Raw genomic sequence first — 26,410 nt, 5'->3', positions numbered from 1 at the left:
CGCCGCCGCTCGCCCGGTCGTCTAGGGTTCATGCGTGGACGCATCGAAGGGGCCCCTCGCCCTCTACCGCCGGTACCGGCCCGAGACGTTCGCTGAGGTCATCGGCCAGGAGCACGTCACCACGCCGCTGCGTGCCGCGCTGGCGAACAACCGGGTCAACCACGCCTACCTCTTCTCCGGCCCGCGCGGCTGCGGCAAGACCACGTCGGCGCGCATCCTGGCGCGCGCACTCAACTGCGAGCGGGCGCCGATCGCCGACCCGTGCGGCGAGTGCGAGTCCTGCCGCGACCTGGCCCGCGGCGGCCCGGGCAGCATCGACGTGATCGAGATCGACGCGGCCTCGCACGGTGGTGTCGACGACGCCCGCGACCTGCGCGAGAAGGCGTTCTTCGCGCCGGTGAGGTCGCGCTACAAGGTCTACATCATCGACGAGGCCCACATGGTCTCGACGCAGGGATTCAACGCCCTGCTGAAGCTGGTCGAGGAGCCGCCGGAGCACCTCCGCTTCATCTTCGCCACCACCGAGCCGGAGAAGGTCATCCCGACCATCCGCTCCCGTACGCACCACTACCCGTTCCGGCTCATCCCCCCGCGGCTGCTGACCAGCTACCTCGGCGAGCTGTGCGAGAAGGAGGGCGTACGGGTCGAGCCGGCGGCCCTGCCGCTCGTCGTCCGGGCCGGCGGCGGCTCCGCCCGCGACACCCTGTCGGTGATGGACCAGCTGCTCGGCGGCTCGGGTCCAGACGGCGTGACGTACGACCTGGCGGCCGGCCTGCTCGGCTACACCCCCGACAGCCTGCTCGACGAGGTGATCGACGCCTTCGCCGCCGGCGACGGCTCGGCTGTCTTCGGCGTCGTCGACAAGGTGATCGAGACCGGCCAGGACCCGCGCCGCTTCACCGAGGACCTGCTGCGCCGGCTGCGCGACCTCGTCATCGTCTCCGCCGTCCCGGACGCCCCGGCGACCGGCCTGATCGACGTCTCCGAGGACGCCGGCGAGCGGCTGGTCGCCCAGGCGACCCGCTTCGGCGCGCACGACCTCAGCCGCGCCGCCGACCTGGTCGCCACCGGCCTGACCGAGATGCGCGGCGCGACCGCGCCGCGGCTGCTGCTCGAGCTGATCTGCGCCCGCGTGTTGCTGCCGGGCGCCGACCACGGCGCCGAGGGCCTGGCCGCCCGCCTCGACCGCATCGAGCGCCGGCTCTCCGTCTCCGGGGTGCCCACCGCCGCGCCCGCCGCCCCGGCCGCGCCCCCGGCGCAGGACCGCCCCGTGCTGCGGCCCTCGGTCGGCGGTCCCGGCCACGCCGACGCGGCCGCCCCGGCTCCCCAGGTCCCGGGGGTCCAGTCTGTCGAGACCCGCCAGCCCGCAGCCCCGGTGGTCGAGCCTGTCGAGACCCGCCAGCCTGCGGCCCCGGTGGTCGAGCCTTTCGGGACCCGCCAGCCTGCAGCCCCGGTGGTCGAGCCTGTCGAGACCCGCCAGCCCGCAGCCCCGGTGGTCGAGCCTGTCGAGACCCGCCAGCCCGCGGCCCCGGTGGTCGAGCCTGTCGAGACCCGCCAGCCCGACCCGTGGGGGGCGCCGCCGCCCGCCGCGACCGTTCGGGAGCCCGCGCCCGCCCAGCCCGCAGCGCCCGCACCGACCGCGAACAGCGGCGGCATGGGCGCCGTCGACGTACGCCGCCTGTGGCCCGACGTGATCAACGCGCTCAACGGCCTGCGCAAGGCGACCTGGACCCTGCTCAGCCACAACGCCCAGGTCGTCGGCCTCGAGGGCGACGTCCTGACCGTCGGCTTCGGCACGCAGGGGCTGCGCGAGCAGTTCTCCCGCGGCAACCACGAGCCGGTCCTCCAGCAGGCGATCACCGACGTGATCGGCGCCAAGTGGCGGATCGAGGCGATCGTCCACCAGGGCGAGGCTCCCGCCGCGCCGCCGGCCGCGGCCCCGGCGGCTCCCGAGCAGTACACGCCCGCCCAGGCCGCGGCAGTCCAGCCGGCGCCCGTCCAGCCCCCGCCGTCCACCCCGGAGCCGCCGACGGATCAGGCTCCGCCGCCGTGGGCGGGGGCCGACGCACCCCCGCCGCCCTGGGACGAGCAGCCGCCCGCGCCCGCCTTCGACGCCTCCCGTGCGGCCCGCGAAGCGATCCAGCCGACCCGGATCGGCGCCCCCGATCTGGACGCCCGGGCCGCGGAGCAGAGCCGAGCCGAGGAGCTGGCGGCCCGCGACGCCGACGTACGCCCCGACGACGAGGCGTTCGAGGACGAGCAGCTCGGCGGCACCGAGCTGCTGCAGCGCGAGCTCGGCGCCCAGATCATCGAAGAGATCCGCCACCAGTAGGCCCCTGAAGGACACGGAGACAGTCATGACGCAGAACCCGTTCGACGCACTGGGTGGCGGAGGCTTCGACCTCAACGCGCTGATGGAGCAGGCCCAGCAGATGCAGCAGCAGATCGCCTCGGCGCAGCAGCAGCTCGCCGAGACCGTCGTCGAGGGCACCGTCGCCGGCGGCGCGGTCAAGGTCAAGGTCAGCGGCGTCGGCGAGCTCGTCGGCCTCGAGATCCGCCAGGGCGAGTTCGACGGCAACGACCCCGACGAGCTCGAGGACCTCGCCTCGGTCATCGTCGCCGCCTACCGCGACGCCAAGTCCCGAGCCGATGCCCTCGCCCAGCAGCAGCTCGGCCCGCTGGCCGCCGGCCTCCCGGGCATGGGTGACGGTCCGGGCGCCGGCGCCCCCGGCCAGCTCGGCTTCTAAGGACACTCACTTGTACGAAGGCGTCGTCCAGGACCTGATCGACGAGCTCGGTCAGCTGCCGGGCGTGGGTCCCAAGAGTGCGCAGCGGATCGCGTTCCACCTGCTCCAGGCCGACCCGGCCGACGTGGAGCGGCTCGCGCGCGTCCTCGTGGAGGTCAAGCAGCGGGTGAAGTTCTGCTCGATCTGCTTCAACGTCTCCGAGGAGGAGACCTGCCGGATCTGCCGGGATCCTCGGCGCGACCCGAGCGTCCTCTGCGTCGTGGAGGAGTACAAGGACGTCGTCGCGATCGAGCGCACCCGCGAGTTCAAGGGCCGCTACCACGTGCTCGGCGGCGCGATCAGCCCGATCGACGGCATCGGCCCCGACCAGCTCCGCATCCGCGAGCTGATGAGCCGGCTGACCGACACGCAGATCAACGAGATCATCCTCGCCACCGACCCCAACCTGGAGGGGGAGGCGACCGCCACCTACCTGACCCGGCAGCTCAGCCCGTTCGGTCTTCGGGTGACGAGGCTGGCCAGCGGCCTGCCCGTGGGCGGAGACTTGGAGTACGCCGACGAGGTCACGCTCGGGCGGGCGTTCGTCGGGCGAAGGACGGCGGAATGAACGGGCACAGCGGAGGAAGGCGGACCCAGGCATGACCAGTGTCGTCACCAGCGAGGGCGAGGAGTTCTCGACCCAGATCGCTGACTCGGTGGAGAGCTTCCTGCTCGCCGTCCGCGCCATCGCCGCGTCGGGCGAGGGTGGCAGCGCCGTACCGCTGCTCCTGCTCGAGGTGAGCCAGGTCCTCCTGACCGGTGCGCGCCTGGGCGCCCAGAGCGACTTCCAGCCGCGCGAGGAGTTCCAGCCCGACGTGGGCGAGGAGGCCGACGTCGACGAACTGCGGATGGGCCTGGCCACGATCCTGGACAGCGTCGACACGTACAGCTTCGTCTTCGACCCCTACGAGCCGGAGATCGTGGTCAGCCAGATCTCCGACGACGTCGCCAGCATCGTCACCGACCTCGAGAACGGGCTGCGTCACCACCGCCTCGGTGACGTCGCCGAGGCGCTGTGGTGGTGGCAGTTCAGCTACGTCAACAACTGGGGCAACCTGGCCGGCGCGGTGCTCAACGCGCTGCTCACCGTGATCGCCCACGACCGCCTCGACGCCGAGCCGTTCACGGGCGAGGACGAGGACCTCGCCGCTGCGGATGAGATGCTGGGGGACGGCGCCCGATAGAATTCGGTGGCCCTTCCCCTTGCACATCCCCGAGGATCTTTTACGTGGGTATCGTCGTCCAGAAGTTCGGTGGCTCGTCCGTCGCTAACGCCGAAGGCGTCAAGCGCGTCGCGCAGCGGATCGTCAACACGAAGAAGCAGGGCCACCAGGTGGTGGTCGTCGTCTCCGCGATGGGTGACACGACCGACGAGCTGATCGACCTCGCCAACGAGGTCTCGCCCCTGCCGCCGGCCCGCGAGCTCGACATGCTCCTCACCGCGGGCGAGCGCATCTCGATGGCCGTCCTGGCGATGGCGATCCACGACCTCGGTCACGAGGCGCGCTCCTTCACCGGCTCCCAGGCAGGCGTCATCACCGACGCCGAGCACGGCCGCGCCAAGATCATCGACATCACCCCGGGCCGGCTCGAGGCCGCTCTCGCGGAGGGCGCGATCGCGATCGTCGCCGGCTTCCAGGGCGTCTCGCAGACCACCAAGGACATCACCACGCTGGGCCGCGGCGGCTCCGATACGACCGCCGTCGCGCTCGCGGTCGCGCTGAAGGCCGACGTCTGCGAGATCTACTCCGACGTGGACGGCATCTTCACCGCCGACCCCCGCATCGAGCCGCGCGCCCGCAAGGTCCCGCGCATCTCGTACGAGGAGACGCTCGAGATGGCCGCCCAGGGCGCCAAGATCCTGCACCTGCGCTGCGTCGAGTACGCGCGCCGCTACGACATGCCGATTCACGTCCGGTCCTCCTTCTCCGACAAGGAGGGGACCTGGGTCGTCAAGGCCGAGGACGTCGCACACGGAGACACGGAGACATCCATGGAAGCTGCCATCATCACCGGCGTCGCGCACGACCGCAGCCAGGCGAAGATCACGATCGTCGGCGTGCCGGACAAGCCGGGCGAGGCGGCCTCGATCTTCCGCGCGCTGGCCGACGCCCAGGCCAACATCGACATGATCGTCCAGAACGTGTCGGCCGCGGCCACCGGCCTGACCGACATCTCCTTCACGCTGCCGCGCGGCGAGGGGCAGGCCGCGATGACCGCGCTCGCCCGGCTCCAGGACACCGTCGGCTACGACCGCCTGCAGTACGACGACTCGGTCGGCAAGGTCTCCATCGTCGGCGCCGGCATGTCGTCGGCCCCCGGCATCAGCGCCCGGTTCTTCCAGGCGCTCTCCGACGCCGGTGTGAACATCGAGATGATCTCCACCTCGGAGATCCGTGTCTCGGTCGTCGTCACCGAGACGCAGGTCGCGGACGCGGTCAACGCCGCGCACGCCGCCTTCGACCTCGGCTCCGACGAGATCGAGGCCGTCGTCTACGGAGGTACCGGCCGATGACCCTTCGACAGGCTCAGGGCGGCGGCTCCAACCGGCCCATCAACATCGGCATCGTCGGCGCGACCGGTCAGGTCGGCGTCGCGATGCGCCAGATCCTCGCCGAGCGCAGCTTCCCGGTCGGCGAGATCCGGCTCTTCTCCTCGCCGAAGTCGGCCGGCACCACGCTGGTCTACGAGGGCCGCGACGTCGTGGTCGAGGATGCGAACGTCGCCGACGCCGAGTCCTTGGCCGGGCTGGACATCGCGCTCTTCAGCGCCGGCGCCACCGCCTCGCGCGCGCTCGCCCCGAAGTTCGTCGAGGCCGGCGTCATCGTGATCGACAACTCGAGTGCCTTCCGCAAGGACCCGTCGATCCCGCTGGTCGTCTCCGAGGTCAACCCGGAGGCCGCCGCCGAGGTCATCGCCGCCGGGCGAGGCATCATCGCCAACCCCAACTGCACCACCATGGCCGCGATGCCGGTGCTGAAGCCGCTGCACGACGCGGCCGGCCTCCAGCGCCTCATCGTCTCGACCTACCAGGCCGTCTCCGGCTCCGGCATCGCCGGTGTGGCCGAGCTGGCCGACGGCGTCGCCTTCGCGGGCGACAAGGCGCGTGAGCTCGCGTACGACGGCGAGGCCGTGGCCTTCCCGGAGCCGGGCGTCTACAAGCGCACCATCGCGTACAACGTGCTGCCGTTCGCCGGCAACCTCGTCGAGGACGGCCTCAACGAGACCGACGAGGAGCAGAAGCTCCGCAACGAGTCCCGCAAGATCCTCGGCCTGCCCGAGCTGCTCGTCTCGGCGACGAACGTCCGCGTCCCGGTCTTCACCGGCCACTCGCTGTCGATCAACGCCGAGTTCGGCGCCGAGATGACGCCGGAGAGGGCGATCGAGATCCTGCGGGGCGCCGAGGGCGTCGAGGTCTCGGAGATCCCGAACCCGCTCCAGGCCGCCGGGAAGGACCCGTCGTACGTCGGGCGCATCCGTCAGGACGAGGGCGTCCCCGGCAAGCGCGGTCTCGCGCTGTTCGTCTCGGGCGACAACCTGCGCAAGGGTGCGGCGCTCAACACCGTCCAGCTCGCGGAGATCGTCGCCGCGCAGCTCTGAGTCGACTTTGCACGGAGAACCGCCGAGTCTGCACAAGATGCGCCGACTCGGCGGTTCTTTGCTTCTCATTCGCCGTCGTCGGCAGGGTCCTCTGCGGGGTCGATGTAGGTGACGCTCACCCAGTGCGACAGCAGGAAGGCGACGAGGCCGAGCACCGGGATGGCGATCAGCATCCACCACGCCTCGTAGTGGTCGTTGAGGAAGAGCACCGTCACGACGGCGATGAGCGCGACCGCGAGGAAGCTGTCGCCCATCGGGGAGCGGACCCCGAAGAGGCGCAGCAGCGTACCGCCGCCGACCACGGCCACCACGCCGATCGCGAGCAGCAGGGGGAAGCCGGCCTTGCCCCCGCAGGTGTCCGTGCCGCGGACCGCCGCGCAGGCGTGCAGCGAGCCGTACGAGGCCAGGACCAGGAACAGGCCGACCAGGATCCCGGCGATCCCGGCGATCTGCATCCCGCTCACGGCGGGCAGGGTCGGGCGCTCGCGCGGCGGCTTCGGAGCCGGAGCGGGCTTCGCGGGCTCGGGCTGCTTCGCGGCCTTCGCCGGCCCCGCGACCTCGGGTGGCTTGGACGCCTCCCGCGGCGCGGGTTCGCCGACGATCTCCGGCTCGCGCGCCGGCACGGTGACGGGCTCGGCCGCCGCTGCCTGGTCGGGCTCAGCGGCGGACTCGGTCACCGGCTCGGCAACCGGCTCAGCAACCGGCTCGGCAGCCGGCTCGGCAGCCGGCTCCGGCTCGGGCGCCGCAAGGGGCGTACCGGCTCGCTTCTTGCGCCCGAAGAGCTTCGGCGCGGCGAGCTTGGACTCGGCGTCGTCGTTCATTCGGACAGTGTTGCATCGAGAACGCGTTCTAGGTGGTGAAGTGCCTCGTGGCGCAGTGCGTCGGATCAGAACGGCGAGTACTTACCCGCCAGGATCGCCTTCCGCTTCTGGAACGGCGTGGCCTGGTCCTTGAGCCACGGCCGCCCGAACCAGAGGTATCCGTCGACGTAGGTCGCCGCGGTCGCCTTCTCCGAGCCCGTCAGCGGCAGGGCCGTGGTGGCGACCTTCCACGTCGGCGGGACGCCGAGGGCGTTGCACACCGTGGACCGCGGGCCGGCGCAGGGGTAGGAGTTGTCGAAGAGGGACGCCGGGTGCGCGGCGTAGAACTGCTGATAGGTGAACGCGCGGCCGTTGTCGGCCGTGTCGATGACCGCGTGGCTCCTGATCCCCTGCGCGGCGAGCGCGCCGGCCAGGACGGCGCTACGGGCGATGTCGGACTGGGTCGAGGAGTAGTGGGTGGCGCCGAGCGCGAAGCCGCGGGCGTACTGGATGCCCGAGCGCTCGAGCAGGTCGACCGCCTGGGCGGTGGTGAGCCAGTCCGCGTCGCCCGCGTCGAGGTAGACGGCCGCGCGGGGGTTGTTGTCGTGGAACGTCTTCGCGGCGTACGCGGCGAGCAGCTGGCGGGCCTTCCAGCCCTTGGTCCGCTGGTTCTTCGGCAGGTCGCGCCGGTTCACCGCGAGGGCCAGGTCGGGTTCGAGGATCATCGCGACCCGGGCGTCGCCGATCTGGCTCGAGATCGAGCGGATCCAGGCCCGGTACCCGGCGACCTCCTGGGCGCTCAACCGGGTCTTGAGCCGCTGCGCCTCGCCCCGGTAGCCCCAGATGCCGAAGACGGCGAGCTGCACCAGCACATTCGGGTCGCCGTGCTGCTCGGTGGCGATGTAGTCGGCCACCGCCGTCGAGCTGCGGCCCGAGTTGCCGAGGGTGAACCACAGCGCCTTGGGCTGCAGCGCCGACTTGGCCAGGTAGGCCTTCGCGGTGCCGGTGGCGCGCTCCCATGCGGAGAAGAGTCCCTGGTCCCAGTAGCCCTCGTTCACGCTCCATGTGCCGCCGGCCAGCGGGTTGCTGGGGTTCTGCGCCAACGGCGTGCCGCTCATGTCCACGTCGTACGTCGTGGTCGCCTTCACCCGGGCGCCGAGGGGTTGCGCCGCGCCGGCTCCGCCGCCGGTCCCGAGGGTGCCGGCGAGGCACGCGGCCAGCGCGAGCAGGGCGACGACGAGGGCGGTGATGCGGATTCTCACCCTGTCTGCATCGGCGGACGTCCCCGTACAGGTGAGCCGAACGCCTCAGACGCTCCGGCGACGCGCAGTTGGCTACTCTTCCCACATGCCAGCCGAGCTCCGCCGCGTCGCCGTCTTCTGCGGCTCCTCGCCAGGTCACGACGAGGCGATGATGCGCACCGCGTACGACATCGGTCGCGGGCTCGCCGAGCGCGGGATCGGGCTCGTCTACGGCGCCGGGGGCTATGGCCTGATGGGCGCCGTCGCGGACGGCGCCCTCAGCGCCGGCGGCGAGGTGGTCGGTGTGATCCCGCGCTCGATGGTGGAGCGCGAGTGGGGCCGCGACGACCTGACCGAGCTGCACGTCGTGGAGACGATGCACGAGCGCAAGGCGCTGATGGCCGAGCTCTGCGACGCCTTCATCGCGCTGCCCGGCGGGCTCGGCACCCTCGAGGAGATCGTCGAGGTCTGGAGTTGGCGCCAGATCGGCTTCAACGACGACCCCGTCTGCTTCCTCGACGTCGGCGGCTTCTGGCGTCCCCTCCTGGCCGCCCTCCAGGGCATGGTCGCGGCCGGCTTCCTGCGCCAGGACGTGATCGACGACGCGGTCGTCGCCGACTCGCTCGACGACGCCTTGGCCGGCCTTGCCCGGCGCCGCGCGGTGCAGTTCCAGGACAAGCTCAAGGGCTGACGCCGGTCGGTGTCGGTTCGTCGAGGTATGCAGGCCAACCGGCACTTCCCGTGCGGAACTCACCGTGGGAAGTGTCGGTTCGACTACATACCTCGATGGACCAGCACCCGGCTACAGCGGCTCCACACCGTGGCGCCGCGGGGTGAGCGTCTCCATCAGCCGGTGTCGCGGCAGCTGGGGCAGCAGGTCGGCGAGCCATGCCCGGGTCTGCGAGGGCCGGATGACGGCGTCGTAGCCGAAGCCCTCGGCGCCGCGCACCGCACTCGCCCGGTCGTCGAACGCGGCCACGATCTCCTGCTTCCGCGCCGCGCGCTCCGCGTGGTCGGCGGTGGCCTCCAGGTCGCGCTTGAAGACCAGCTCGACGGCGGTCTCGGCCGCCATCACCGCCGTCTCCGCGTGCGGCCAGCCGACGACCAGCTCGGGGGAGAAGGTCCGCCCGCCCGAGAGCATCACGTAGCCGCCGCCGTACCCCTTGCGCGCGACCACGGTCAGCAAGGGCACGGTGGCGGCGCCGTACGCGGCCGCGAGCCGGATGCTCGCCCGGCCCAGCCCGGAGCGCTCGGCCTCGATGCCGACCGCGAGGCCGGGCAGGTCGATGACGGTGAGGACCGGGATGCCGTACGCGTCGCACAGCGAGATCAGCCGCGACGCCTTCGCGCACGCCGCCGCGTCGAGCTGGCCGGCGCGCATGGCCGGCTGGCTGGCCACGATCCCGATCGGATGACCCTCGACGCGGGCCAGCATCGTCACCATGTTCGGCGCGTACGCGGGCCGCAGGTCGACCTCGCTGTCCTCGTCGACCAGGCCGGCGAGGACGTCGTACATGTCGTAGGCGGCGCGCGGGTCCGCGCTCACGGTGGCGTCGAGCGCGGCGGCGGCCCGAGGAGCCGGTCGCTCCGCCGTACGGATCGGCAGCGGCGCCGCGGCGTTGCTCGGCAGGGCGTCGAGGTAGATCCGGATCGCGTCGAACGCCTCCGCCTCGCTGTCCACCGCTGCGTCCAGGTTGCCGAACGCGGCCTGCGCGTCCGGGCCGCTGACGTCGTCGCCGAGGAGCTCGCCGGTCGCCGCCTTCACCAGCGGTGGTGGCGCCATCCCGAGGGTGGCGATGCCGCGCACCGCGACGACGTAGTCGCACAGCGACGCGGTCAGCGTCGGGGCGCCGAAGCCCGGCCCGAGGATCGCCGCGACCATCGGCACCCAGCCCGACAACCGGGTGTGCAGGTGCTGCACGTCGACGCCGATCGCGAACTCCTTGGCGTCCAGGCCCTCGTGGATGCGGTGCCCGCCGCCGTCCATCAGCATCACCACCGGGATGCCTCGCGTGGCGGCGATCGTGCACACCCGCTCGATCTTCTGGTTGCCGACCGCACCGCTGGATCCGCCCGCGGCGGTGAAGTCGCTGGCGATCACCACGACCGGTCGCTCGTCGATGTCGCCGGTGCCGCACACCACGCCGTCGGCCGGCACCGGCCTCCCGTCCGGCCCTGTCCCCGCGGTCAGCGCGCCGATCTCGCGGAACGTGTCCGCGTCCACCAGCGCCGTGATCCGCTCGCGGGCGGTCAGCTTGCCGCGGGCGTGCTGCTTCGCGACCGCGTCGGGGCGGCCGTCGTCGAGCACGGCGCCCAGCGCGGTCTCGTGCGGGAGCGGTTCGTCGTACGTCACGCGGGACACTCTGCCCTGAATTCGCGCCGGGACCCGGAAATGACTTCAGCCGCGGAGATCTCCGCGGCTGAAGTGAAGTGGTCGGGATGACAGGATTTGAACCTGCGGCCTCTTCGTCCCGAACGAAGCGCGCTACCAAGCTGCGCCACATCCCGATCCGTTCCTCTGCGGCGAACCGCCGAGCAACGAGACGTGAGCATAGCCGAGCCGGTGGCCGGACCTCTAATCCGGGCGCGGGGTCAACGTCAGGAGGGTCGCCTCGGGCCGGCAGGCCACCCGGACCCGCGTGTACGGCGAGCTCCCGAGGCCGGCCGAGACGTGCAGCCAGGCGTCGCCGTGATGGTGCAGCCCACGGGCCCGGGCCGGGTCGAGGTCGCAGTTGGTGGTGAGGGCTCGACCCCGCCCGTGCAGCTGGGGCAGGCAGACCTGCCCGCCGTGGGTGTGCCCGGCCAGGATGGCGTCGTACCCGTCGCTCTCGAACTGGTCGAGGACACGCAGGTACGGCGCGTGGGTGACCCCCAGTCGCAGGTCCGCGTCGGCCGGTGCGGGGCCGGCCACCGCATCCAGCCGGTCGTAGCGCAGGTGCGGGTCGTCGACGCCGGCGAACGCGATGTCGATGCCCTTCACGGTCAGGCGCGCGCGGGTGTTGGTGAGATCGGTCCAGCCCGCCTCCGTGAAGCGCGCCGACAGGTCGCGCCACGGCAGCTGCGGCACGTCGGTGTGCCGCTTGCCGTCGTCGGGCAGCAGGTAGCGCAACGGGTTGCGCAGCCGCGGCTCGAAGTAGTCGTTGGAGCCGTGTACGAACACCCCCGGCACGTCGAGCAGGGCGCCGAAGGCGTCGACCAGCGGCTCCACCGAGCCCTGGTGGGCCAGGTTGTCGCCGGTGTCGACCACGAGGTCCGGACGCAGCAGCATCAGCCCGGCCAGCCAGTCGCGCTTGCGCCGCTGGTTCGGCACCAGGTGGATGTCGGAGAGGTGCAGCACCCGCAGCGGCTCGGCGCCGGGCGGCAGCACCGGCACGGTCACCTCGCGCAGCGTGTACTGCCGCGCCTCCCACAGGCCGTAGACGGTGAGCGCGGCTCCGGCGAGCGCGCCGGCACCCAGGGTCGTGCCGAAAACCGAGCGGAGCCGCATGGCGTCAGCCTGTCACACTGAGACACATGACCCTCAAGGAGACGATCCGTACCGACCTGACCACGGCGATGAAGGCGCGCGACGAGATCCGCTCGAGCACGCTGCGGATGGTCCTCACCGCCATCACCAACGCCGAGGTCGCCGGCAAGGCCGCCCGCGAGCTCTCCGACGACGAGATCATCACCGTGCTGTCCAGCGAGGCGAAGAAGCGGCGCGAGGCCGCGACCGCGTTCGCCGACGGCGGCCGTGCCGAGCAGGCCGCCAAGGAGACCGCCGAGGCGGCGGTCATCGCCGACTACCTGCCGGCCCAGCTCACCGCCGAGGAGATCGTGGCCATCGTCACCGCGGCGATCCAGCAGACCGGCGCGAGCGAGCCCCGCGAGATGGGCAAGGTGATGGGCGTGGTCACCCCGCAGGTCAAGGGCAAGGCGGACGGCGGCGCCGTCGCCGCGGAGGTACGCCGCCAACTCGGCGCCTAGTCCACAACGTCATACGTCCCGCACCGATCGACGGTGCGGGACGTATGACGTCGCGTGGATCAGGAGGGCCCGGCCGGGCCGGGCGAGCTATCGCCCGTGGCTGCCGCCGTTGCCGCGACCATTGTCGTGGCTGGCGCCACTCTTGCTGGGCTGCTTCGGCGGCGGGGCCTCGTGGCCCGTGGAGAGATACAGCATGATCACGGAGCCGGTGGGCGCAGTTCCCGACGGCGAGCCGTAGGCCACGGTGCCCTCGGAGTAGCCGGAGTCGACCTGAGGGCCCGTCGTCGCGTGGAAGCCCGCCGCCTCGAGGACGTTCTTCGCCTTGGTGACGCTCAGCCCGCTGACACTCGGGACGTCGCTCTCGGCCCCGACCTCGGCTGCGGGGTCGATCGGATGGAAGTCGATCGGGTCAAGCGTGTCTTGGATCGGATGCATCGCATCGGCCCACATCGGGCCGGCGAAGCCGGAACCGGACGCCTCATATCCGGTGAAGTGACCGCCGACGGTCTTGTTGTCGAGGGTGTCGGGGTGGCCGGAGCTGTTCGCGCCGGCGATCATCGCGACTGTCGAGATCTGCGGGGTGTACGCGTCGAACCACACCGAGGCGTCACCGTTGGTCGTTCCGGTCTTGCCGCCGGACGGGATGACCCGGCCGTCGGCCGTGGAGAGATTCGTCTGGCCCAGCTCGTAGCCGAAGCCGCCCGGCTCCTGGACGCCACGGGTGATGTCGTTGACCTGGTCGGCGACCCAGTCGGGCATGACCTGCTTGCAGGAGGGCGTGTACTTCTTCAGCACGGTGCCGGCCGAGTCGTCGATCTCGGCGACCGGCTGCGGCTCGCAGAACTTCCCACGCGCAGCGAAGGTTGCGTACGCGCCCGCCATCTCCAGTGGGCTGACGCCGGCGATGCCGAGGGTGAAGGAGGGGGTGCGCTCCGCGCCGAGCCTCCCGGCTCCGGTCCCGTTGGGGTTGGTCAGGTCGACGCCCATCTGCCTCGCGAGCGCGAACGGCTGGCAGATGCCGGTGAGCTGCTCCAGCTGGGTGAAGTAGGTATTGATCGACTTCTGGGTGCCGGTGTACATGTCGTAGATGCCGGTGCCGGTCTCGTTGTGCACCGTCCAGGGGCCGCTCCACTGCGGTGCGCCGTCACAGTTCGCGTAGTCGGCCTGGTTGAAGGTCATCGGCGACTGGGAGTTGAACTTGGTCGAGGTCGGGATGTGGTCCTCGATGGCGCTCGCCAGCACGAAGAGCTTGAAGGTCGACCCGGCCTGGTAGCCGGCCGCGCCGCCGAGCTCATGGGGGATCGTGTAGTTGAGGTACGTCTCGCCGTGCTTGGCGTCGTTGCCCATCGGGCGCGACTGGGCCAGCGCGAGCACCTTGCCGGTGCCCGGCTCGACCTCGGCGATCGCGCCGATCGCGGGGTCGGTGGGATATACGTGGTCGGCGACCGATGCGTCGGCGGCCTTCTGGTTCGGCGTCTCCAGCGTGGTCTTGATCGTGAGTCCGCCCGAGGTGAGCAACTTCATCCGGTCGGCGACAGTGGCGCCGAGGTCGGGGTCCTGCTTGAGCGTGTTGATGACGTAGTCGCAGAAGAACGGTGCGGTCGCGTTCACGCAGCCGTTCTGCGACTTCTGCACCTTCAGCCCGAGCTTCTGCTGCTTGAGCTCGTCGGCCTGGTCGCTGGTGATGACGTGCAGCTGGGCCTCACGGTCCAGCACGACGTTGCGACGCGCGATCGCGGCGTCGGGGTAGTTGGTCGGGTCGTAGCCGGTGGGGTTCTTCACCAGGCCGGCCAGCAGGGCGCTCTGCTTCAGGTTGAGCTGGTTGGCGTTGACGTCGAAGTAGTGCCGGGCCGCGGCCTGCACGCCGTACGCGCCGTCGCCGAAGTACGCGGTGTTGAGGTAGCGCTCCAGGATCCAGTCCTTGGAGTGCGCCTGCTCCAGCGCGATCGCGTAGCGCAGCTCCTTGAGCTTGCGCGAGTACGTGTCGGCGGTGGCGGCCTTCATCGCGGCCTTGTCGCCGGACGCCTGCGCCTGGGTCAGCAGGGTCTGCTTGACCAGCTGCTGGGTGATCGAGGAGCCACCCTGGACGGTGCCGCTGTTCGCCTGGTTGGTGACGAACGCGCGCAGTGTGCCCTTGAGGTCGATGGCGCCGTGCTGGTAGAAGCGGTAGTCCTCGATCGACACGATCGCCGAGGTCATGTTGCGCGAGATCTGGTCCAGCGGCCGGTAGACCCGGTTCTGGTCGTAGAGCGTGGTGATGAGGTTGCCGTCGGCATCGAGGATGCGCGTCGTCTGCGGGAGTGTGCCGGTGTCGAACGCGGCCGGCAGGTCGTCGACGGTCTTGGCGACCTCGCGGGCGCCGATGCCGACCACCCCGGCGAACGGGATGGCGATGCCGGCCACGACCACGCCGAGGACGGCGGAGATCGCCGCCATCACCCCCAGGTGACTGAGGATGCGTGACGGCGGAACCTGCTGCGACATGTCGCTCAGGGTACCTGGGAGACCATGAGGCCTCTGCTTCCCGAAGCACGGTCACGGGTGCGAACCCGGTCACCACAGTGCCTAGGAGCCTAGTCACATCGGACTATTGCGGCTGAGTCGAACGAGTCTGGCTTCCACGTTCAGGTAACGCTTAGGTTGGCCGAACGGGTAAGTCCGGTGGTGTGGTCGTGGGGACTCACACAATCGGTGAACACTTTTTCATCTGGGGACACACATGTGGGTTGAAGACTGGACGCCCAAGGCGGCCTGCAAGGCAGAGCAGCCTGACGCGTTGTTCGTACGCGGCGCCGAGCAGAACAAGGCCAAGCAGGTCTGTAGCAGCTGCCCGGTGCGCACCGAATGCCTCGCCGAGGCCCTCGACAATCAGATCGAGTGGGGCGTGTGGGGCGGCATGACCGAGCGGGAGCGTCGCGCGCTGCTGCGGCGCAAGCCGAGCTCGTCGTGGCGCACGGTGCTCGAGTCGGCACGCACCAAGGACTCCGCGACCGTCTGATCGCCCGGGCGCTGCGGCTAGTCCGCAGCCTCCGAGCCGGCGAGCAGATCGCCGACCGCGCGCAGTCCGTCCAAGTCGTGCACGTCGCCGGCGAGCGCCGGTACGACGGCGCTGGCCACCTGCGGGTGGGCGGCGGCGAAGCGCTCGCGCAGCGTCCGCTGCCGCGCGACCAGCCGCTCGCGGTCGGCGTGCAGCCGCAGCAGGCCCGCCGTGACGCTGTCGCTCGCCATCCGCTCGGTGGCCGCCATCGCGGCGGCCGGGGAGAGGTCGGCGTGATCGGAGAGCGCCGCCCTGTTGACGACCAGACCGGCGAGCGGCATCCGGTCGCCCTGGAGGCGTTGGACGAAGTACGCCGCCTCGCGCAGCGCGTCCTCCTCCGGGGCCGCGACCACCAGGAAGGCCGTACCGTGCGCCTGCAGGAGGGCGTAGGTCTGCTGCGCGCGCTGGCGGAAGCCGCCGAAGACGGTGTCGAGCGCCGTCACGAAGGTCTGCAGGTCCTTGAGGAACTGCCCGCCGAGCACCTTGCTGAGCGCCCCGGTGACCATGCCGATGCCGGCGCTCATCAGCCGCGCCGGCCCGCGGGCGGGGGCGAGCATGGTGCGGATGAAGCGGCCGTCGAGGAAGCTGGAGAGCCGCTCGGGGGCGTCGAGGAAGTCGAGCGCGCTGCGCGATGGCGGGGTGTCGACCACGATCAGGTCGTACGCGCCGCTGGCCCGCGCGTCGCGGTGGAGCTGGCCGAGCTTCTCCATCGCCATGTACTCCTGCGTGCCGGCGAAGCTGGAGCTGAGCGCGATGTAGAAGGGGTTCTGCAGGATCTGCTGCGCCTTCTCCGGGGAGGCCTGGCTGAGCACCACCTCGTCGAAGGTGCGCTTCATGTCGAGCATCATCGCGTCGAGGCTGCCGCCCTCGGAGGTCGAGCTCCCGGAGGTCGAGCCTGTCGCGACCGGGCCGTCGGAGGTCGAGCCTGTCGAGACCGGGCCGTCGGAGGTCGAGCCTGTCGAGACCGGGCCGTCGGAGGTCGAGCCTGTCGAGACCCCGATCCCCGGCACCGGACGCGGGGTGTTGTCGAGCTGCTCGATCCCCATGCTCTGCGCCAGCCGGCGGGCCGGGTCGATGGTCAGCACGACGACCTTGCGGCCCCGCTCGGCGGCGCGCAGCGCGATCGCGGCGCTGGTGGTGGTCTTGCCGACGCCGCCGGAGCCGCAGCAGACGATGATCCGGGTGTCGTGATCGTCGATCAGGGCGTCGATGTCGAGGCGGCCGTCGCGGCTCGGAGCGCTCGTCATGCCATCCCCTGCCGCTTCAGCTCCACGGCCAGGTCGTGCAGCCCGCCCAGGTCGATCCCGCCGGCGATCCGCTCCAGCTCGTAGGTCGGCACGCCGAGGCCGCCGACCAGCGTGCGCTGCGCGTCCTCCAGCGCCCGGCGCTCGGCATGCTCGGACGCCTCGGCGAGGAGCCCGTCGATCAGGGCGTCGGTGACGTCGATGCCGGCCGACTTGAGATCGGCCGCGATCACCGACCGGTCGAGCGAGCCCGTACGGGCCGCCGCGAGCGCCTCGTCGGGCAGGTCGCGCGGACGCACCTGGTTGACGATGACGCCGCCGACGGGCAGGTGGTTGCGGCGCAGATCGTCGATGCCGTCGGAGGTCTCCTGGACAGGCATCTCCTCCAACAGCGTGACCAGGTGGACGGCGGTCCGCGGCGAGCGGAAGAGGGTCATCATCGTGTCGGCCTGGTTCTTGATCGGGCCGACCTTCGCGAGCCCGGCGACCGACTCGGAGACGTTGAGGAACTGGGTGATCCGGCCGGTCGGCGGCGCGTCGAGCACCACCGCGTCGTACTGCCGGGCGCCCTTGTTGCGGCTGTTGCGCTGCACGGCCTCGAAGAGCTTGCCGGTCAGGAGCACGTCGCGTACGCCCGGCGCGACGGTGGTCGCGAACTCGATCACGCCGAAGCGGTCGAGCGCCCGGCCGGCCGGGCCGAGCTTGTAGTACATCTTGAGGTACTCCAGCAGCGCCGACTCGGCGTCGATGTGCAGCGCGTACACCGAGCCGGGCTCGCTGCCGCCGTCCCGCAGGCCGGTGGCGATCCGGGTCTCGGCGTAGGGGAGCGGATCGACGTCGAACATCCGGGCGACGCCCTGACGGCCCTCGACCTCGCAGAGCAGGACGTTGCCGCCCTCGCTGGCCAACGCCAGCGCGAGGGCGGCGGCGACCGTCGACTTGCCGGTGCCACCCTTGCCGGTGACCACGTGGAGTCGCGCGCGTGGCCAGTCCGAACTCATGAGTAGGACTTTAGCCAGGAACTGTCGGTGGCCAAGGCTAGGTTGCTCATATGGCTCTGGCGACGTTCAAGGCTCTGTGCATCGACGCGGTGGACCACGAGGCGATGGGCGCCTTCTGGCGGGGCGTGCTGGGCCTCACAGCCGAGGTCCTCGACGACGAGGTCCGGCTCAGCGGGGACCGGCCCGAGGAGACGATCTGGATCTGCCGGGTTCCCGAGCCGGTGACGGTCAAGCAGCGCGTGCACCTCGACGTGCACGCGGCCTCGGTCGACGACGTGCTCGCGCTCGGTGCCACGCCCCTGGACCTCGACTCGTTCGGCTGGAAGGTGCTCCGCGACCCGGAGGGCGGCGAGCTGTGCGTCTTCGAGCGCGAGCAGGTTCCGAGGCAACGGCTCTACGAGGTCGTCGTCGCCTCCGACGACGCGATCGCGATGGCGCGCTGGTGGGGCACGGTGCTCGGCGCGCGGGTCGACGAGGAGGATGACTGGGCCTCGGTCGAGGACATCCCGGGGAATCCGTTCGAGTGCCTCGTCTTCGTGCCGGTCCCTGAAACCAAGACGGTGAAGAACCGGATCCACTGGGACGTCTACGGCTCGGTCGCCGACCTGGCGGCGGCGGGCGCGCGCGTGCTGCGGGAGCCGGACCACGAGATCCGCTGGACGGTGATGGCCGACCCCGAGGGCAACGAGTTCTGCGTCTTCGTGCCGGAGAGCTGAGCCGTGCCGATCGAGCTGCCCGAGCTGCTGGTGCCCGACGCGGCGGCGTGGCGATCCTGGCTGGTGACGCATCACGCCACCTCGCCCGGCGTGTGGCTGGTGCTCACCCGCAAGGGCGGCACCGTGACCGACCTGGCGTACGCCGGCGCCCTCGACGAGGCGCTCTGCTTCGGCTGGATCGACGGGCAGGTGAAGAGGCGTGACGAGCAGTCGACGTTCCAGCGGTGGACCCCTCGCGGGCCGCGGTCGCGCTGGTCCCTGCGCAACGTCGGCCACGTCGAGCGACTCACCGAGGCGGGTCTGATGACGCCGGCAGGGCTCGCCGCCGTGGAGGCGGCCCGGGGCGACGGGCGCTGGGATGCCGCGTACGAGGGACCGGCCGCCGCCGAGACCCCACCCGACCTGCTGGCGGCGATCGCGGCGGTGCCGGCCGCGCAGGCGACGTACGACGCGCTCACCTCGCAGAACCGCTACGCGCTCTACCACCGGCTGACGGCGATCAAGGGCGAGGAGGCCCGCGCCCGGCGGATCGAGTCGTTCGTGGACATGCTGGCGCGTGGGGAGACACCGCACCCCCAGAAGCGGCGGCCTACGCCTTCGTGATCAAGGGGTGACAGCGAGCGCGGTGAGGAATCGGGCGGCGAGCTCCTCGTCGCCCTCGACCGTGACACTCTCGGCCGCCGCGGGTCGGCGGCCTCCGGCGAGCAGGATGAAGGTCTCGCGGTCCATCCGCAGCGTGACCGTCGGGCTGTCCGGGACCTCGTCGAGGGTCCGTCCACGGCCGGAGTCGTCGATCGTGACGGCGGTCGGTGCATGGCCGTCGACGTACGCCACCAGGGTGGTGCCGGGTGCCGGCTTGACCCGCTTGCCGAGCACGAAGCCGAGGCTCTCCAGGAGATAGCCGGCGCTGTGCCGGGCACCCGCGCTGTCGAGGTTGCCGGGACGCCCGGTGGCGCGCCGTACGTCCTGCTCGTGCATCCACACGTCGAGCGGACGGTTGCGCAGCAGCGTCCGGGTCGGCCAGCCGATCGCGCCGAAGATGCCGGCCGCCAGGGCCTCGGGGTCCGTCGGCGGGTCGGCGAGCAGGTCGTCGAAGCGGACGGCGGTGTAGCGCCGGATCTCCTCCACGATCGCCGCCGGCTCGGCGTCGCGCCGGGTGATCACGCCGATCTCCGTGAACTGGCCCATCGGCCCGCTCACGTGGGCGAGCTCCTCCGGGACGTCGGCATGCTCGTGCGGTGCGCCGCCGAGCACCCCCTCGAGGTGCGCGATGTGCGAGAGCACCGCGCGCACATCCCAGCCGGGCAGGTCGGTCGGGGCGTCCCACTCCTCGTCCGCGAGGGAGGCGGCGAGCTCGACGAGGTCGCCGACCGAGACCCACCACGTGTCGACGTACTGCTGGAGATCCGTCATGCCCCCAGACACTAGGCCCGCGAGCGGCAGTAGGGTCGGAGCCATGACCAAGTGGGAGTACCAGGTGGCGCCGATCCTCAACCACGCCGCCACGCAGATCCTCAACAACTTCGGCCAGGACGGCTGGGAGCTGATCACCATCAGCGACAACGGCTCCGGCAACCTGGTGGGCTACTTCAAGCGTCCGGTCGCGGCGTGAGCACGCCCGACGAGCGCCTCGCCGAGCTCGGTCTGAGCGTCCCGGAGGTCGTGCCTCCGGTGGCCGTCTACGTCCCGGCGGTGCGCACCGGCTCGCTCGTCTACACGTCGGGCCAGCTGCCGATGCGCGACGGCACCCTGATGGCGACCGGCAAGGTCGGCGCCGAGGTCACCGCCGAGGAGGCGTACGAGTGCGCGCGCCAGTGCGCCCTCAACGCGATCGCGGCGGTCAAGGCCGAGATCGGCGACCTGTCGAAGGTGACCCGCGTCGTGAAGGTGGTCGCGTTCGTCGCGTCGACGCCTGACTTCACCGGCCAGCCGGGCGTAGCCAACGGCGCCTCCGAGCTCCTCGGGGCCGCGTTCGGCGATGCCGGGGTGCACGCCCGCTCGGCGGTGGCCGCACCGGTGCTGCCGCTGGACTCACCGGTCGAGGTCGAGATCATCGTCGAGGTCGGCTGAGGTGCGGATCCCGCTGCCTCCGGTGGCCATGCCGCCCGAGGCGGCGGCGCTCGCGCAGGAGTACGCCGACGGGCTGCGGACCCCGGTCGAGCCGCGTGATGCCGCGACCGTCGTGCTCACCCGGCCCGGCCCGTCGGGCCCGGAGGTCTACCTGCTGAGCCGGCAGCGCTCGATGGCGTTCGCCGCCGGGATGGCGGTCTTCCCCGGTGGCGGGGTGGATCCGCGGGATGCGGCCGAGTCGACGCCGTGGGTGGGCCCCTCCGCGGAGGTCTGGGCCGGCCGGCTCGGCTGCTCGGAGGCCGAGGCCCGAGCGCTGGTGTGCGCGGCCGTACGGGAGACCTTCGAGGAGTGCGGCGTCCTGCTGGCGGGTGCGTCCGCGGACGAGGTCGTCGGCGATGTCAGCGGCGACGACTGGGAGGCCGATCGGGTCGCCCTCGAGACGCGCACTCTTTCGCTGTCCGAGCTGCTGGCCCGGCGCGGCCTGGTGCTGCGCTCCGACCTGCTCGGCGCCTGGGCGGGCTGGACCACCCCCGCCTTCGAGGCGAAGCGCTACCGCACCTGGTTCTTCGTCGCCGCGCTGCCGTCGGGACAGCTCACCCGCGACGTCTCCTCGGAGTCGGTGTCGGTGACCTGGATGCCGGCCGCCGACGCGGTGGAGGCCGCCGAGGAGGACGCGCTGGCGCTGATGCCGCCCACGTACCTCACCTGCCTCGAGGTCTCCCGCTTCGCCGACCCCGACGCGCTGCTGGCCGAGGCCGCCACCCGTCGGATCGAGATGTTCACCCCGGAGCTCCGGGACGGTCAGCTGACCCTGATGGCGCATCACCGCGAGCTGCTGCGGGCGCGAGGCCGCCTGTGAGCGCGGAACAGTGGGCGGGCGGGACGTTCGGGGACCGCGGGCAGTGCGTGCTCGCATCCAACCCCGGGATCATGACGCTCGACGGCACCAACACCTGGGTGCTCCGCGAGCCGGGTGCCGCGCGCTCGATCGTGGTCGATCCCGGACCGCTGGACGGCGCCCACCTCGACGCGGTCGCCGCGGCGGCCGGTGAGGTCGCCGTCGTCCTCCTCACGCACCACCACGCCGATCACGCCGAGGCCGCCCGCGCGTTCGCGGAGCGCGTCGACGCGCCGGTGAGAGCACTCGACCCGACGCAGCGGCTCGGGTCGGAGGGTCTCGCCGACGGGGACGTCGTCACCGCTGGAGACCTCGAGGTGCACGTCGTCGGCACGCCCGGGCACACCTCGGACTCGCTGTCGTTCTGGGTGCCCGCCGACGCAGCGCTGCTGACCGGCGACACCGTCCTCGGCCGCGGTACCACCGTGGTCGCCCATCCCGACGGTCAGCTGGGCGCCTACCTCGACTCGCTGGACCGGCTGCACGCGCTGGCTCTGGAGCATGGGGCGGCCGCGATCTGGCCCGGCCACGGCCCGGTCATCTCCGACGCGCTGGGGGCGCTGGACTACTACATCGCCCACCGCCGCTCGCGCCTCGAGCAGGTCGAGGCTGCGCTCGGTGCGCTGGGCGGCGAGGAGATCGCCCCCGACGCGCTGCCGCGCCGGGTCGTCGAGGTCGTGTACGCGGATGTCGACGAGGTGCTCTGGGGCGCCGCCGAGCTGTCCGTCCGCGCGCAGCTGGCGTACCTCGGGCGCTAGCTGCGAGCCGGCCAAAGTGTCACCGTGACACTTTGCGGCATGGGTGACAGCTGAAACTGTCACGGGTGCCGCGAACTATCACGGTGACAGTTGTGAACTATCACCGTGACACTTTGGGGCCGGGTCGCCGAGCCGGCCTGTCTCGGGCAGGACGAAGCACGCACCCTGACACCGGATCCGGTGTCAGGGTGCGTGCTCCGCAAGGCGGAGGAGCGACGGCGGCCTGGGGCGCGAAGCGGCCGCCGAGCGACGACAACGCAGCGGAGTGCGTGCCGTGGCGCCGGATTCAGCGGGCGCGGCGAGCCATCCGCTCAACGTCCATGATCACGACCGAGCGCGGCTCGAGACGCAGCCAGCCGCGGGCGGCGAAGTCGGCGAGCGCCTTGTTGACCGTCTCGCGGGAGGCGCCGACCAGCTGGGCGAGCTCCTCCTGGGTGAGGTCGTGGTGGACGTGCACGCCGTCGTCGGCCGTACGACCGAAGCGGTCGGCCAGGTCGAGCAGCGCCTTGGCGACGCGACCCGGGACGTCGGAGAAGACCAGGTCGGCCACGACGTCGTTGGCCTTGCGCAGCCGTCCGGCGAGCTGGGCGAGCAGACCACGGGCGACGACCGGACGGCCGTCGAGCCACTTGAGCAGGTCTTCGTGCGACAGCGAGGCGAACGCGGCGTCGGTGACGGCGGTGACCGTCGCCGAGCGCGGGCCCGGGTCGAAGAGCGAGAGCTCGCCGAACATCTGGCCGGGGCCCATGATCGCGAGGAGGTTCTCCCGGCCGTCCGAGGAGGTGCGGCCGAGCTTCACCTTGCCCTCAAGCACGACATAGAGCTTGTCGCCCGCGTCGCCCTCGTGGAAGAGCACGTCGCCTCGGCGGAGCTTGGTCTCCGACATCGAGGCGTGCAGCGCCGTCATCGACTCGTCGTCGAGTGCACTGAACAGCGGCGCCTGGCGAAGTACGTCGAGGTCCACGCCCATCTCCTTCTCGGGATCCCCCCGCGGCCGATGCGCGGTCTCGCGCATCCTATCGGTGGAAAAAGTCACATTCTGTGGAGGTCCTGCTCTTGACACCCTAGCGGTGTCGTCCCCGGTGCTCGATGAGCGGGCTGTCGGTGGCGCGCCGTACCCTTGGCGGCGTGCCTGTCGCGCCCGTCCTACCGCCGCCCCCCGTCGGGCTGGTGAGGCGTGCTCGCAAGATCGACCGGATCCTGGCCGAGACCTATCCGGACGCCAAGGCGGAGCTCGACTTCGACAACGCCTTCGAGTGCCTCGTCGTCACGGTGCTCTCCGCCCAGACCACCGACAAGCGGGTCAACGCCGTACGTCCCACGCTCTTCGCCGCCTACCCGGACGCGAAGGCGATGGCCGCCGCCGACCGCGAGATCCTCGAGGGGATCGTCGGCCCGCTGGGCTTCTTCCGCGCCAAGGCCGACAGCCTGCTGCGGTTGAGCGCGACGCTCGTGGAGGAGTACGGCGGCGAGGTGCCCGGCAAGCTGGAGCAGCTGGTGAAGCTGCCCGGCGTCGGGCGCAAGACGGCCAACGTGGTCCTCGGCAACGCGTTCGGCGTCCCGGGGATCACCGTCGACACCCACTTCGGCCGCCTCGCCCGCCGCTTCGGCTTCACCGAGCAGACCGACCCGGTGAAGGTCGAGCACGAGGTCGCCACGCTCTTCCCCAAGCGGGACTGGACGATGCTGAGCCACCACCTGATCTGGCACGGCAGGCGCATCTGCCACGCGCAGAAGCCCGCCTGCGGTGCCTGCCCGGTCGCCAAGCTGTGCCCCGCGTACGGCGAGGGACCGACCGATCCCGCCGTCGCCGCCAAGCTGGTCCGCACCGAGGGGCGCAATTGATCCGCCGTCCTGTCGCGGCCCTCGTGGCCGCTCTCCTCGTCCTGCTCGCCGCCTGCGGCGCCCCGCACCTCACCCCGACGCCGCCCTCGCAGATCAACCTCGACGCGCCCGACATGGTCGCGATCAAGCAGAAGTCGCAGATCGAGGACTGCCCCAAGCCCCAGATCCCGAGCGGCTCGGGTGCCCTGCCGAAGTTCGAGATCCAGTGCCTCGGCGGCGGTCGCGCGGTCGATCTGTCCACCCTCAAGGGCCCGCTGGTGCTCAACTTCTGGTGGAACGGCTGCGTGCCGTGTCAGAAGGAGATGCCGGCGCTGGCGTCCTTCTACAAGCAGTACGGCGACCAGGTGCCGATCCTCGGCGTCGACTCCACCGACGTCTACCCGGGCGTCGCGCTGAAGAAGGCGGTCAAGTGGGGCGTCACGTTCCCCCTGGTCGGTGACCCCGGCGGTGACCTGCAGGGCACCAAGCTCACCATCAAGTACTACCCGTCGTTCTTCTTCCTCTCCGCTGACGGCAAGCTCACCGGTCCCGTCGAGGGCGGCCTGAACTCGGTCGACGACGTCAAGGCGATGGTCGAGAAGCAGCTCGGGATCAGCCTGTGACAGCGCCGGCCTGGCTCGACCCGATCCGTCGCGGCCTCGACACGATCAGCGGCAACGACCTGACCGCCTTCCTCCCGCCGGAGGACCACGACGCGCGCCAGTCGGCGGTGCTGATCCTCTTCGGCGAGGGCGAGCAGGGCCCCGACCTGCTGCTCACCGAGCGCTCGCACACGATGCGGTCCCACCCCGGCCAGGTGTCGTTCCCCGGTGGCGGGATCGACCCGGGCGAGGGCCCGCGGGACGCCGCCCTGCGCGAGGCGTGGGAGGAGACCGGGCTCGACCCGGCCGGCGTCGAGGTGATCGGCGAGCTCCCCGAGCTCTGGATCCCGCCGTCCAACAACGTGGTCACCCCCATCGTCGGCTGGTGGCGCGACCCGTCCCCGGTGAGCGTGAAGAGCCTGGAGGAGGTGCACGCGATCTACCGCGTGCCCATCGCCGAGCTGCGCGACCCGGCGCACCGGGTCCGGGTGCGCTCCCCGCGCGTTCCCGGCATGATCGGGCCGGGCTTCATGATCGGGCCCGAGAAGGACGTCATCCTCTGGGGCTTCACCGGCGGCATCGTGGCGCGGCTCTTCGAGTTCGTCGGCTGGATCGAGGAGGTCCGGGACGCCCGGCTCATCGATCTGCCCGACTACATGCTGCAGGGGAGGACCAGGGATGAACGTCCTTGACTGGCTGCTCCTCCTCCTGGTCGGCGTCTACGCGCTCTCCGGCTACTGGCAGGGCTTCGTCACCGGAGCCTTCGCCACCGCCGGGCTGCTGCTCGGTGGCTTCATCGGCGTCTGGCTGGCACCCAAGGCGCTCGGCAACGCCAACCCCTCGGTCTGGGTCTCGCTCGGCGCGCTCTTCATCGTCATCCTGTCCGCCTCGATCGGGCAGGGACTGCTGCAGTACGCCGGCGCGCGCGTCCGTGACCACATCACCTGGCGGCCGGTGCGCTTCGTCGACGCCGTCGGCGGTGCCGCCCTCTCGGCAGCGGCCGTCCTGATCGTCGCGTGGGCGCTCGGCGTGGCCGTCACGGGCACCCGGATCAGCGGGATCACCTCCATGGTCCGCGGATCGACCGTGCTGAGTCACGTCAACGAGGTGCTGCCGGGCGCGGCCGCCCGCGGCCTGCAGACGTTCAACAACGTCGTCGGGACCAGCTTCTTCCCGCGCTACCTCGAGCCGTTCGCGCCCGAGCGGATCGTCGACGTGGGCCCCGGGCCGGCGGCGCTGCGGCACGACGTCGACGTCGTACGGGCGTCGGACAGCGTGCTCAAGGTGCGCGGCGCCAGCTCGTGCGGGCGTGGCGTCGAGGGCAGCGGCTTCCTGATCGCGCCGGACTACCTGATGACCAACGCGCACGTCGTCGCGGGCGTCGCCCACCCGGGCGTGCTCATCGGCAGCGACACCGTCGATGCCACGGTGGTCTCCTACGACCCCTCGCTCGACCTCGCCGTGCTCCACGTCGACACCGGCTCGCTGCCCGCGCTCGGCTTCGACAACGGCGTCAAGCCGCGCGCCGGCGTCGCGATCCTCGGCTACCCGCAGGACGGTCCGTTCGACCTCGAGCCCGCCCGCGTGCGGGCCGAGCAGCGGCTCCGCTCGCCGAACATCTACGGCAGCGGCACCGTCATCCGCGATGTCTACTCCCTGCGCGGCCTGATCCGGCCCGGCAACTCCGGCGGCCCGATCGTGGACGCCGAGGGCAAGGTCGCGGGCGTCGTCTTCGCCGCCTCGGTCACCGACACCGACACCGGCTACGCGCTCACCGCAAGCCAGGTCCGGAACACGGCGGCCAAGAGCGTGGGTCTGACGGCTGCGGTCTCGACCGGCGGCTGCGCCTCCTAACCCCGACTTTGCA

At 71.5% G+C, this 26,410-nt stretch carries 28 protein-coding genes and 1 tRNA gene; 19 read left to right on the top strand and 10 right to left on the bottom strand.

Annotated features, from left to right (window positions below):
- Positions 1–34: 34 nt before the first annotated feature.
- The 6 genes from ACZ5L9_RS05380 to ACZ5L9_RS05355 are packed head-to-tail and all read left to right on the top strand — an operon-like array spanning position 35 to position 6,386.
- On the top strand, positions 35–2,332 hold the full coding sequence (locus ACZ5L9_RS05380; RefSeq protein ID WP_464534664.1) for a DNA polymerase III subunit gamma and tau: 2,298 nt from the start codon (positions 35–37) through the stop codon (positions 2,330–2,332).
- A gap of 25 nt (positions 2,333–2,357) precedes the next feature.
- Entirely contained in the window at positions 2,358–2,747 is a 390-nt protein-coding gene (locus ACZ5L9_RS05375; protein WP_464534662.1) for a YbaB/EbfC family nucleoid-associated protein, read from the top strand.
- A 10-nt stretch (positions 2,748–2,757) separates the two neighbouring features.
- Positions 2,758–3,354 (top strand): recombination mediator RecR, encoded by a 597-nt coding sequence (gene recR, locus ACZ5L9_RS05370; RefSeq protein WP_464534659.1) that lies wholly within the window; start codon positions 2,758–2,760, stop codon positions 3,352–3,354.
- A gap of 31 nt (positions 3,355–3,385) precedes the next feature.
- Positions 3,386–3,970, top strand: coding sequence for a DUF5063 domain-containing protein (locus ACZ5L9_RS05365; RefSeq protein WP_464534657.1), 585 nt, complete (start codon positions 3,386–3,388; stop codon positions 3,968–3,970).
- A 44-nt stretch (positions 3,971–4,014) separates the two neighbouring features.
- On the top strand, positions 4,015–5,301 hold the full coding sequence (locus ACZ5L9_RS05360) for an aspartate kinase (protein ID WP_464534654.1): 1,287 nt from the start codon (positions 4,015–4,017) through the stop codon (positions 5,299–5,301).
- Complete coding sequence (locus ACZ5L9_RS05355) at positions 5,298–6,386, top strand: aspartate-semialdehyde dehydrogenase (RefSeq protein WP_464534651.1); 1,089 nt, start codon at positions 5,298–5,300, stop codon at positions 6,384–6,386. The genes ACZ5L9_RS05360 and ACZ5L9_RS05355 overlap by 4 nt, the downstream gene beginning before the upstream one ends.
- A gap of 65 nt (positions 6,387–6,451) precedes the next feature.
- On the opposite strand, the gene ACZ5L9_RS05350 is transcribed toward ACZ5L9_RS05355, so the two are convergent.
- A complete protein-coding gene (locus tag ACZ5L9_RS05350) occupies positions 6,452–7,207 on the bottom strand; it encodes a hypothetical protein (protein WP_464534649.1) in 756 nt (251 codons plus the stop codon).
- A gap of 65 nt (positions 7,208–7,272) precedes the next feature.
- A complete protein-coding gene (locus tag ACZ5L9_RS05345; protein WP_464534646.1) occupies positions 7,273–8,448 on the bottom strand; it encodes a glycoside hydrolase family 6 protein in 1,176 nt (391 codons plus the stop codon).
- Positions 8,449–8,533: 85 nt separating this feature from the next.
- Between ACZ5L9_RS05345 and ACZ5L9_RS05340 the strand changes: the two genes are divergently transcribed.
- Positions 8,534–9,118, top strand: coding sequence for an LOG family protein (locus ACZ5L9_RS05340; protein ID WP_464534643.1), 585 nt, complete (start codon positions 8,534–8,536; stop codon positions 9,116–9,118).
- A 111-nt stretch (positions 9,119–9,229) separates the two neighbouring features.
- Here the strand turns inward: ACZ5L9_RS05340 and ACZ5L9_RS05335 are convergent, their stop codons facing one another.
- The 3 genes from ACZ5L9_RS05335 to ACZ5L9_RS05325 all read right to left on the bottom strand — a co-directional run bounded on the left by ACZ5L9_RS05335 (position 9,230) and on the right by ACZ5L9_RS05325 (position 11,914).
- Positions 9,230–10,780, bottom strand: coding sequence for an acyl-CoA carboxylase subunit beta (locus tag ACZ5L9_RS05335; RefSeq protein ID WP_464534641.1), 1,551 nt, complete (start codon positions 10,778–10,780; stop codon positions 9,230–9,232).
- Positions 10,781–10,858: 78 nt separating this feature from the next.
- Positions 10,859–10,935: transfer RNA gene (locus tag ACZ5L9_RS05330), tRNA-Pro, on the bottom strand.
- Between the two features lie 67 nt (positions 10,936–11,002).
- The gene (locus tag ACZ5L9_RS05325; protein ID WP_464534638.1) at positions 11,003–11,914 is read right to left on the bottom strand and encodes a metallophosphoesterase; all 912 of its coding nucleotides are present in this window, start codon (positions 11,912–11,914) and stop codon (positions 11,003–11,005) included.
- A 26-nt stretch (positions 11,915–11,940) separates the two neighbouring features.
- Between ACZ5L9_RS05325 and ACZ5L9_RS05320 the strand changes: the two genes are divergently transcribed.
- The gene (locus ACZ5L9_RS05320; protein WP_464534636.1) at positions 11,941–12,393 is read left to right on the top strand and encodes a GatB/YqeY domain-containing protein; all 453 of its coding nucleotides are present in this window, start codon (positions 11,941–11,943) and stop codon (positions 12,391–12,393) included.
- An 87-nt stretch (positions 12,394–12,480) separates the two neighbouring features.
- Here ACZ5L9_RS05320 and ACZ5L9_RS05315 read toward each other — a convergent pair whose 3' ends face one another.
- Positions 12,481–14,877: a transglycosylase domain-containing protein gene (locus tag ACZ5L9_RS05315; RefSeq protein ID WP_464534633.1), complete on the bottom strand. Its 2,397-nt coding sequence runs from the start codon at positions 14,875–14,877 to the stop codon at positions 12,481–12,483.
- 235 nt (positions 14,878–15,112) lie between these two features.
- On the opposite strand from ACZ5L9_RS05315, the gene ACZ5L9_RS05310 reads away from it, so the two are divergent.
- A complete protein-coding gene (locus ACZ5L9_RS05310) occupies positions 15,113–15,391 on the top strand; it encodes a WhiB family transcriptional regulator (protein WP_464534630.1) in 279 nt (92 codons plus the stop codon).
- A 17-nt stretch (positions 15,392–15,408) separates the two neighbouring features.
- Here ACZ5L9_RS05310 and ACZ5L9_RS05305 read toward each other — a convergent pair whose 3' ends face one another.
- Both ACZ5L9_RS05305 and bagA read right to left on the bottom strand, forming a co-directional pair.
- Entirely contained in the window at positions 15,409–16,677 is a 1,269-nt protein-coding gene (locus ACZ5L9_RS05305) for an ArsA family ATPase (RefSeq protein WP_464534627.1), read from the bottom strand.
- Positions 16,674–17,675 carry an ATPase BagA gene (gene bagA, locus ACZ5L9_RS05300; RefSeq protein WP_464534624.1) on the bottom strand — a complete coding sequence of 334 codons (1,002 nt, stop codon included), beginning with the start codon at positions 17,673–17,675 and terminating at the stop codon, positions 16,674–16,676. The genes ACZ5L9_RS05305 and bagA overlap by 4 nt, the downstream gene beginning before the upstream one ends.
- Positions 17,676–17,725: 50 nt before the next feature.
- Here bagA and ACZ5L9_RS05295 point away from each other — a divergent pair, with 50 nt between their 5' ends.
- Entirely contained in the window at positions 17,726–18,391 is a 666-nt protein-coding gene (locus tag ACZ5L9_RS05295; protein ID WP_464534621.1) for a VOC family protein, read from the top strand.
- Between the two features lie 3 nt (positions 18,392–18,394).
- Positions 18,395–18,994, top strand: a complete 600-nt coding sequence (locus tag ACZ5L9_RS05290; protein WP_464534618.1) for a YdeI/OmpD-associated family protein — start codon at positions 18,395–18,397, stop codon at positions 18,992–18,994.
- Here the strand turns inward: ACZ5L9_RS05290 and ACZ5L9_RS05285 are convergent, their stop codons facing one another.
- Positions 18,995–19,804, bottom strand: a complete 810-nt coding sequence (locus tag ACZ5L9_RS05285) for a maleylpyruvate isomerase family mycothiol-dependent enzyme (RefSeq protein WP_464534616.1) — start codon at positions 19,802–19,804, stop codon at positions 18,995–18,997.
- Between the two features lie 43 nt (positions 19,805–19,847).
- On the opposite strand from ACZ5L9_RS05285, the gene ACZ5L9_RS05280 reads away from it, so the two are divergent.
- The 4 genes from ACZ5L9_RS05280 to ACZ5L9_RS05265 all read left to right on the top strand — a co-directional run bounded on the left by ACZ5L9_RS05280 (position 19,848) and on the right by ACZ5L9_RS05265 (position 22,117).
- On the top strand, positions 19,848–20,003 hold the full coding sequence (locus ACZ5L9_RS05280) for a DUF4177 domain-containing protein (RefSeq protein ID WP_464534614.1): 156 nt from the start codon (positions 19,848–19,850) through the stop codon (positions 20,001–20,003).
- On the top strand, positions 20,000–20,461 hold the full coding sequence (locus ACZ5L9_RS05275; protein WP_464534611.1) for a RidA family protein: 462 nt from the start codon (positions 20,000–20,002) through the stop codon (positions 20,459–20,461). Before ACZ5L9_RS05280 ends, ACZ5L9_RS05275 begins: the two co-directional genes overlap by 4 nt.
- A gap of 1 nt (position 20,462) precedes the next feature.
- Positions 20,463–21,320: an NUDIX hydrolase gene (locus ACZ5L9_RS05270; protein ID WP_464534608.1), complete on the top strand. Its 858-nt coding sequence runs from the start codon at positions 20,463–20,465 to the stop codon at positions 21,318–21,320.
- Between the two features lie 71 nt (positions 21,321–21,391).
- Positions 21,392–22,117 (top strand): MBL fold metallo-hydrolase, encoded by a 726-nt coding sequence (locus tag ACZ5L9_RS05265; protein WP_464536805.1) that lies wholly within the window; start codon positions 21,392–21,394, stop codon positions 22,115–22,117.
- Positions 22,118–22,403: 286 nt separating this feature from the next.
- Here the strand turns inward: ACZ5L9_RS05265 and ACZ5L9_RS05260 are convergent, their stop codons facing one another.
- Positions 22,404–23,081 carry a Crp/Fnr family transcriptional regulator gene (locus ACZ5L9_RS05260; RefSeq protein ID WP_464534604.1) on the bottom strand — a complete coding sequence of 226 codons (678 nt, stop codon included), beginning with the start codon at positions 23,079–23,081 and terminating at the stop codon, positions 22,404–22,406.
- Between the two features lie 125 nt (positions 23,082–23,206).
- Between ACZ5L9_RS05260 and nth the strand changes: the two genes are divergently transcribed.
- The 4 genes from nth to ACZ5L9_RS05240 are packed head-to-tail and all read left to right on the top strand — an operon-like array spanning position 23,207 to position 26,397.
- Positions 23,207–23,962, top strand: coding sequence for an endonuclease III (nth, locus tag ACZ5L9_RS05255; RefSeq protein ID WP_464534601.1), 756 nt, complete (start codon positions 23,207–23,209; stop codon positions 23,960–23,962).
- Positions 23,959–24,564 carry a TlpA family protein disulfide reductase gene (locus tag ACZ5L9_RS05250; RefSeq protein ID WP_464534598.1) on the top strand — a complete coding sequence of 202 codons (606 nt, stop codon included), beginning with the start codon at positions 23,959–23,961 and terminating at the stop codon, positions 24,562–24,564. Before nth ends, ACZ5L9_RS05250 begins: the two co-directional genes overlap by 4 nt.
- Positions 24,561–25,235, top strand: coding sequence for an NUDIX hydrolase (locus ACZ5L9_RS05245; RefSeq protein ID WP_464534594.1), 675 nt, complete (start codon positions 24,561–24,563; stop codon positions 25,233–25,235). The genes ACZ5L9_RS05250 and ACZ5L9_RS05245 overlap by 4 nt, the downstream gene beginning before the upstream one ends.
- Positions 25,222–26,397 (top strand): MarP family serine protease, encoded by a 1,176-nt coding sequence (locus ACZ5L9_RS05240; protein WP_464534590.1) that lies wholly within the window; start codon positions 25,222–25,224, stop codon positions 26,395–26,397. The genes ACZ5L9_RS05245 and ACZ5L9_RS05240 overlap by 14 nt, the downstream gene beginning before the upstream one ends.
- The last annotated feature ends 13 nt before the right edge of the window (positions 26,398–26,410 follow it).

The sequence above is a fragment of the Nocardioides sp. JCM 18998 genome, assembly GCF_055391535.1.
The sequence above is the reverse complement of the archived record's forward strand: the minus strand, read 5'-3'. Positions and strand labels throughout refer to the sequence as shown.

Excerpts from the sequence above, each read along its gene's own strand:
- ACZ5L9_RS05315 (WP_464534633.1), bottom strand. The coding sequence starts at position 14,877 with ATGTCGCAGCAGGTTCCGCCGTCACGCATCCTCAGTCACCTGGGGGTG.
- ACZ5L9_RS05280 (WP_464534614.1), top strand. The coding sequence starts at position 19,848 with ATGACCAAGTGGGAGTACCAGGTGGCGCCGATCCTCAACCACGCCGCC.
- ACZ5L9_RS05350 (WP_464534649.1), bottom strand. The coding sequence starts at position 7,207 with ATGAACGACGACGCCGAGTCCAAGCTCGCCGCGCCGAAGCTCTTCGGG.
- ACZ5L9_RS05375 (WP_464534662.1), top strand. The coding sequence starts at position 2,358 with ATGACGCAGAACCCGTTCGACGCACTGGGTGGCGGAGGCTTCGACCTC.
- ACZ5L9_RS05240 (WP_464534590.1), top strand. The coding sequence starts at position 25,222 with ATGAACGTCCTTGACTGGCTGCTCCTCCTCCTGGTCGGCGTCTACGCG.
- ACZ5L9_RS05285 (WP_464534616.1), bottom strand. The coding sequence starts at position 19,804 with ATGACGGATCTCCAGCAGTACGTCGACACGTGGTGGGTCTCGGTCGGC.
- bagA (WP_464534624.1), bottom strand. The coding sequence starts at position 17,675 with ATGAGTTCGGACTGGCCACGCGCGCGACTCCACGTGGTCACCGGCAAG.
- ACZ5L9_RS05365 (WP_464534657.1), top strand. The coding sequence starts at position 3,386 with ATGACCAGTGTCGTCACCAGCGAGGGCGAGGAGTTCTCGACCCAGATC.
- ACZ5L9_RS05340 (WP_464534643.1), top strand. The coding sequence starts at position 8,534 with ATGCCAGCCGAGCTCCGCCGCGTCGCCGTCTTCTGCGGCTCCTCGCCA.
- ACZ5L9_RS05295 (WP_464534621.1), top strand. The coding sequence starts at position 17,726 with ATGGCTCTGGCGACGTTCAAGGCTCTGTGCATCGACGCGGTGGACCAC.
- ACZ5L9_RS05305 (WP_464534627.1), bottom strand. The coding sequence starts at position 16,677 with ATGACGAGCGCTCCGAGCCGCGACGGCCGCCTCGACATCGACGCCCTG.
- ACZ5L9_RS05325 (WP_464534638.1), bottom strand. The coding sequence starts at position 11,914 with ATGCGGCTCCGCTCGGTTTTCGGCACGACCCTGGGTGCCGGCGCGCTC.
- ACZ5L9_RS05265 (WP_464536805.1), top strand. The coding sequence starts at position 21,392 with ATGACGCTCGACGGCACCAACACCTGGGTGCTCCGCGAGCCGGGTGCC.
- ACZ5L9_RS05320 (WP_464534636.1), top strand. The coding sequence starts at position 11,941 with ATGACCCTCAAGGAGACGATCCGTACCGACCTGACCACGGCGATGAAG.
- nth (WP_464534601.1), top strand. The coding sequence starts at position 23,207 with ATGAGCGGGCTGTCGGTGGCGCGCCGTACCCTTGGCGGCGTGCCTGTC.
- ACZ5L9_RS05310 (WP_464534630.1), top strand. The coding sequence starts at position 15,113 with ATGTGGGTTGAAGACTGGACGCCCAAGGCGGCCTGCAAGGCAGAGCAG.
- ACZ5L9_RS05355 (WP_464534651.1), top strand. The coding sequence starts at position 5,298 with ATGACCCTTCGACAGGCTCAGGGCGGCGGCTCCAACCGGCCCATCAAC.